The organism is Terrabacter sp. P5_B1 (assembly GCF_056400505.1).
The window spans coordinates 1-6,114 of the sequence record NZ_JBFULD010000263.1 but is presented as its reverse complement, the minus strand read 5'-3'; the positions used below and the strand labels follow the sequence as shown (position 1 = coordinate 6,114).

The 6,114-nt window shown below is 69.6% G+C and carries 6 protein-coding genes; 4 read left to right on the top strand and 2 right to left on the bottom strand.

Features of this window, described 5'->3' with window-relative positions; translation table 11 throughout:
* Positions 1-334 precede the first annotated feature (334 nt).
* From leuA to AC1DP0_RS16635, 3 genes are read left to right on the top strand one after another with little or no spacing between them, the layout of a single operon-like run.
* Positions 335-2,077: a 2-isopropylmalate synthase gene (gene leuA / locus AC1DP0_RS16645; RefSeq protein ID WP_478086311.1), complete on the top strand. Its 1,743-nt coding sequence runs from the start codon at positions 335-337 to the stop codon at positions 2,075-2,077.
* A gap of 48 nt (positions 2,078-2,125) precedes the next feature.
* Entirely contained in the window at positions 2,126-3,691 is a 1,566-nt protein-coding gene (locus AC1DP0_RS16640) for a glycosyltransferase family protein (RefSeq protein ID WP_478086308.1), read from the top strand.
* A 42-nt stretch (positions 3,692-3,733) separates the two neighbouring features.
* Positions 3,734-4,021: a hypothetical protein gene (locus tag AC1DP0_RS16635; protein ID WP_478086303.1), complete on the top strand. Its 288-nt coding sequence runs from the start codon at positions 3,734-3,736 to the stop codon at positions 4,019-4,021.
* Positions 4,022-4,089: 68 nt separating this feature from the next.
* On the opposite strand, the gene AC1DP0_RS16630 is transcribed toward AC1DP0_RS16635, so the two are convergent.
* Entirely contained in the window at positions 4,090-4,905 is an 816-nt protein-coding gene (locus tag AC1DP0_RS16630; RefSeq protein ID WP_478086298.1) for a maleylpyruvate isomerase family mycothiol-dependent enzyme, read from the bottom strand.
* A 14-nt stretch (positions 4,906-4,919) separates the two neighbouring features.
* Positions 4,920-5,570, bottom strand: coding sequence for an alpha-ketoglutarate-dependent dioxygenase AlkB (locus AC1DP0_RS16625; protein WP_478086293.1), 651 nt, complete (start codon positions 5,568-5,570; stop codon positions 4,920-4,922).
* A 120-nt stretch (positions 5,571-5,690) separates the two neighbouring features.
* Here AC1DP0_RS16625 and recO point away from each other — a divergent pair.
* On the top strand, positions 5,691-6,114 hold a 424-nt coding region (recO, locus tag AC1DP0_RS16620; protein ID WP_478086291.1), incomplete at its 3' end, for a DNA repair protein RecO.

Genomic DNA, 6,114 nt, shown 5'->3' with positions numbered 1-6,114 from the left:
CGTGCCCGGGTCGACCCGGGCACGGGCGCCGGTGCAGTCAGTGGTGCTCGTGCCCACCTCCCCCGAAGGTCCACACCTGTCTGCCGACGGAAACAGCGATCTTCGCTGTCGACGGCTCCGCCGGGGGCGCGGGTCTCGGGACGCGGGTCTCAGGATGCGGGCAACGGTTCCGAGGGGTGGACGCACAGCGAGCCACCGGCATACGGTGAAGGCGTGCGAGCGGTGAGCCTCCTCCTTCTCTGCCGCGACGAGGCCTGACCCCGGCCCTCCTCGTCGCGGAGTTTCCCGTGTCCGGCCGGACACCGAGCGAAACGCAGACGAAGAGAGTGCAGCGATGATCCACCCCCAGCAGACGTCGGGAATGCCGTTCCAGAAGTACGTCCCCTTCCACGAGCAGATCCCCTTCGAGCTCCCGGACCGCACGTGGCCGACGAAGCGCATCGACAGCGCCCCGCGCTGGTGCGCCGTCGACCTGCGGGACGGCAACCAGGCCCTCATCGACCCGATGAACTCCGAGCGCAAGCTGCGCATGTTCCAGCTGCTCGTCAAGATGGGCTACAAGGAGATCGAGGTCGGCTTCCCGTCCGCGAGCCAGACCGACTTCGACTTCTGTCGTCAGCTCATCGAGGGTGGGCACATCCCCGACGACGTGACGATCCAGGTGCTGACGCAGTGTCGCGACCACCTCGTCGAGCGCACCTACGACGCGATCCGCGGCAGCAAGCAGGCCATCGTCCACTTCTACAACTCGACGTCGGCACTGCAGCGCAAGGTGGTCTTCGGGCTCGACCAGGACGGCATCATCGACATCGCAGTCCAGGCGGCGCGACTGTGCAAGAAGCTCGAGGAGACCGTCCCGGACACGACGATCTACTACGAGTACTCGCCCGAGTCCTACACCGGCACCGAGCTCGACTTCGCGATGCGGATCTGCAACGCCGTCGTCGACGTCATCGACCCGACGCCGGACCACAAGGTCATCGTCAACCTCCCGGCGACCGTCGAGATGGCGACGCCCAACGTCTACGCCGACTCCATCGAGTGGATGATCCGCCACCTCGAGCGCCGTGAGTCCATCGTCGTGAGCCTGCACCCGCACAACGACCGGGGCACCGGCGTGGCCGCCGCCGAGCTCGGCTACCTCGCCGGCGCGGACCGCATCGAGGGCTGCCTCTTCGGCAACGGGGAGCGTACCGGCAACGTCTGCCTCGTCACCCTCGGGATGAACCTCTTCAGCCAGGGCATCGACCCGCAGATCGACTTCAGCGACATCGACGAGGTGCGCCGCACCGTCGAGTACTGCAACCAGCTGCCAGTGGGCGAGCGACACCCCTACGGGGGCGACCTCGTCTTCACGGCCTTCTCCGGCTCGCACCAGGACGCCATCAAAAAGGGCTTCGAGGCAATGGCGGCCGAGGCCAAGGAGAAGGGCACGAGCATCGACGACCTCGTCTGGGGTGTGCCCTACCTGCCCATCGACCCGCACGACATGGGCCGGTCCTACGAGGCCGTCGTCCGAGTCAACAGCCAGTCCGGCAAGGGCGGCGTCGCCTACATCATGAAGACCGAGCACCAGATGGACCTCCCGCGCCGGCTGCAGATCGAGTTCTCCGGTGTCGTCCAGCGCGGTGTCGACCAGGACGGCGGCGAGGTCGCCCCGGCCGAGCTGTGGTCCCGCTTCCAGGACGAGTACCTCCCGGACCCGGCCCGCGCATGGGGTCGCTTCGAGCTGGTCAACGTCGTCACCGACTCGACCGTCGACGGAGCCAGCACGATCGAGGCGACCGTCCGCGACGGCGGCGAGTCCCGAACGATCACCGGGACCGGCAACGGCCCGATCGCGGCCTTCGTCGACGCCCTCGCGACGGTCGAGGGCACCCCGGACATGCGCGTCCTCGACTACGCCGAGCACGCCCTGTCCGCAGGCGGCGACGCCCGCGCTGCGGCATACGTCGAGTGCGCCGTCGGCGACCGTGTCCTCTGGGGCGTCGGCGTCGACCCGTCCATCGTCACCGCGTCCATCAAGGCCATCGTCTCGGCGGTCAACCGGGCCGAGAGGGATGCCCCGGTCGCCTGACCAGGCGCCCCCTCGGGCGCGCACGGCCGTGGGGTAGCGTCGGGCACCATGGAGTCCCGGGTCGGTCGAGCGCTGCTTCGGCTGGCTGGGGTCTCTCTGGTCGCGGTCGCCCTCGTGTGCCTCGTCGACCCGCGGCGCGTCAGCGTCGACTACCGCTGGCAGGTGGTCGTGCCGACCGCCGTCGTAGGGATCACCCTGGCTGCCCGATGTCACGTGCATCCCACCCTGAAGAGACGTTGGGTGCCCGGCGTCGTGGCGATTGCTGGATCAGCTGCAGCAACCTTCGTCGCGATGCAGACCCGGTACAACTACGGGTGGGACGCCGGCGCCATCATGTCCATGGCCCGCTCCCTGCATGCCGGGCGGCCACTCAGCCAGCATGACCTGGCCTACCTTTCGCTCTTCCCGAACAACCTGCCCCTGCTCGCGATCGATCGTCTGGGGGCCGACGTCGCACAGCCGCTCGGCCTCAGCCCCGACGCGGTGCTGATCGCGCTGACCGGCGCCGGCCTGGCTGTCACTCTGTATGCCGTGCACGTCCTCGTCGGGCGCGTGGTAGGTCCCGGTTCCGCGCTCGTCGCCCAGCTCGTCGTCGTCGTCCTGGTGGGACTCAGTCCGTGGCTGAGCGTTCCGTATACCGACGTGCTGGCCATGCCGTTTGTCGTCGGCGGCGCGGCCCTGGCTTCCGGGGCCCTGACGCCGGGGCGGCGTGGGGTGCGGGTCATCCAGTGGTCGCTCGCGATCGTCGTCCTTGCCGTGGCATATGCCGTCAAGACCACGCCGGTGGTCGTCCTGGTCGCCGCCGTCATCACCGCGGTCGTCGCGGTGTTCGACGGTGCGCCTTCACCGCGAAGGACCCTCTCGGGTCTTGGGGGGTGCGCTGTAGGTCTCGTGATGTTCGTTGGCCTTGCCGTCGGCCTGCAGGCCGCCTCGCCGGAACTTGCGGGGGTCGACCACCAGAACCTGCGGCCCAACGGCTCGCCGACACTCTTGTGGTGGGTCGCAAACGGCTCGGCCAAGACGGTCTCGGGGTCCGGAACAGTCAGCTACGGCGCGTATGTACGCGCCATGGTCGATGCTGTCGACGGCCGCACCCCTGAACAGATGGACGACTATGCCCGTGGCTATCTCGCGGAGCGGTGGAGGGAGCGCGGCGTGGCCGGGACCGCCGCGTTCTATGCCGACAAGCTGGCCTGGAACTGGGGTGACGGGATGTTCTCGGCTTGGGGGGAAGGCGGCGACTCGCTCCCGGGCCGACTGGCGCCGGCCACGGGCTTCACCGGTGTCGTCCACGACCTCAACGGATTCAACGGCGCTGGGTACCAGGTGCGCGCCGAACTGACTCAGGGATTGTGGCTCGCCGTGCTGGTCGTCGCCGGTGTCGGCCTCCTCAGGGTGCCCTATCGGCGAGAGATCCTGTTCCTCGCGCTGAGCGTGCTCGGCATCGGCGCCTTCACCATGGTCTTCCAAGGGCGATCGCGCTACCTCTTCGCTTTCGTTCCCCTCGTCGTCGCCCTTGCCGGAACGGTCCAGCCTTCGTTCGCGTGGCGGGCCGCGGCGGGGGTCAGGGTTCCCCGCGCGCCGGGCGCCCCTCGCCGGCGCCTGCGCACGTGAGCCTCGGGACCCGAACCCTGTCGTGTCGCCTTCGGTGAGGGGATGAGCTCGAGGAACGGTGGCACCGGGGTCGACGTGTGGTTGGACGTGTCCGCGGGGGTCGCCGGCGACATGCACCTCGGTGCAGCGGACTCCGCGATCGGTGCGATCCGCTTCACCATCGGCTTCACGCCCGCCATCGTCTCGATCACCGCCATGGCGATCTTCTGGAGGTACCCGCTCACCGACGAGCGGTTCCGCGAGTTCCGCAACGAGACGGAGTACCGCAAGCGTCAGCAGGGCCACTTGATCGCCCCCGACGGTCACGTCATCGAGGTCCCCAAAGGCTGACGACGACGAAGGACGGGAACGGCGCTGGGTGCATCGTCATGGGGATGCACCCAGCACCGTCGCACGTGTCAGTCGATGGAGTCGGAGAGCACGGCGTCCACCGACGCCAGCGCCGCCGCGTCACCGTGGCGGATGATCTCGCCCTCGGCCGGGCGGTTCCAGAGCCAGCAGTCGATGTCGGCAGCCGCACCACTGATCTCGGCGGTCGCGGCGGCGTCGGGTCCGTCGCCGACGAGGAAGCGCAGCACGTCGACGTCCTCGCCGTTCCAGCTTCCGGTGACGCGGACGGGGGTCACGGTCCAGGCGTGCATGGCGTCGACGGTGGCGATGGTCACGGGAGCCGAGACGGGCACGTGCGTGAGGTCCGCGTCCGGCTCGTGGCCCCGCATGACCCGCAGCACCTCGTCGATGCCGTCGGCAGCGAGGCGGCAGTCGAGTGGCGTCCGGTCACCGACGGTGAGCTCGGCGTCGAGCCGGTGGATCATGGCCTCGTGGGCCTGTCGTCGCCGGATGTAGCCGGCGGTCTTGTCGTCGGCCCACATCCACAGCGGGGTCTCGGGCGACAGGTCGTCCAGCACCCGGTGCAGCCGCTCGCTCGAGCGGTCGAAGAAGGCGAGCAGTCCCGCCCGGTCGTTCGGCCGCTCCTCGCGCGTCGCGTTCATCGCGTCGAGGTCGGCCGGGTCGGTGAGACGGCGCTCGGCGATCTCACCCCAGAACCACTGCACCTCGCCGAGGTGCCAGAGCAGGTCGTCGGCGTCCCAGTCGGGACACGTGGGCACGCGCACCGCTGCGGGTGCCGTCGCCAGCGCCGCGCGGAAGCGGGCCGAGTCGGCAGCGAGGTGGTCGAGGAAGGGAAGGGTGCCACCTGAGCGGCTGGACGGCATACGAGATCCTCCTGTCAGCGGACGCCGGCTACACGGAACTGCACGGAGATGCGCGGACCCATCGGCTCGGACGTCTTGGGGACCGCATGGTCCCACGTCCGCTGGCACGACCCGCCCATGACGACGAGGTCACCATGGCCCAGGGGATAGCGCAAGCTCTTTGTCGTCGAGCCGGGGATGGGGCCGCCGTCTCGCGGGCGGAGCGTCAGCGTCCGGGCCGACCCGAGCGAGAGGATCGCGATCATCGTGTCACTGTCACGAGAACGTCCGATGCGGTCGCCGTGCCAGGCCACGCTGTCGCGGCCGTCGCGGTAGAGACACAGGCCCGCGGTGACGAACGGCTCACCGAGCTCGGGCGCGTAGTGGCGGCTCAGCGCCTCGCGCGCCTCCACGAGCATCGGGTGCGGGAGGGTCTCGTCGGCGCCGTAGAACTTCGTCAGGCGGGGGACGTCGACGACGGAGTCGTACATCTGGCGCCGCTCGGCGTGCCACGGCACGTGGCGCAGCAGCGCGGTGAAGAGCTCGTCGCCGGCAGCAAGCCAGCCGGGTCGGACGTCGACCCACGCGCCGTGGGCCAGGTGGTGGCGGGTCAGCCCGGTGCCGACGTCGCGAAGGGTCATCGCGTCGGTGAGGTCGAGGAGCGAACCCTGGAGAGAGAGGTCCATGCCCCCACGATAGCCCAAGGGTCGAACGGGTGTTCGAACGTCGGACAGGTTTCGGGTCGCTCGTGCAGCAGACGGCGCGTGCGGTGCCGTCCGGGGCACGGCGCGGGGGACAATGGGCCCATGCCCCTCTACCGTGACGAGGCGATCGTCTTGCGCACCCACAAGCTGGGCGAGGCCGACCGCATCATCACGATGCTGACCCGCACGCGGGGTCGGGTGCGTGCCGTGGCCAAGGGGGTGCGCCGCACGAAGTCGCGCTTCGGCTCGCGGCTAGAGCCCGGCATGGTCATCGACGTCCAGTGCTACGAGGGCCGCAACCTCGACACCGTGACCCAGGTGGAGACGCTCGCGCCCTACGGTGACGCGATCGCCCGCGACTACACGGCCTACACGTGCGCCACCTCGATGCTCGAGACGGCGCTCCAGCTCACCGAGGAGCACGAGCCGCAGACCCAGCAGTACCTCCTGCTCGCCGGCGCGCTGCGGTCGCTCGCCGAGCGCGCCCACGACCCCGGGCTCGTGCTCGACGCGTATCTCCTGCGAT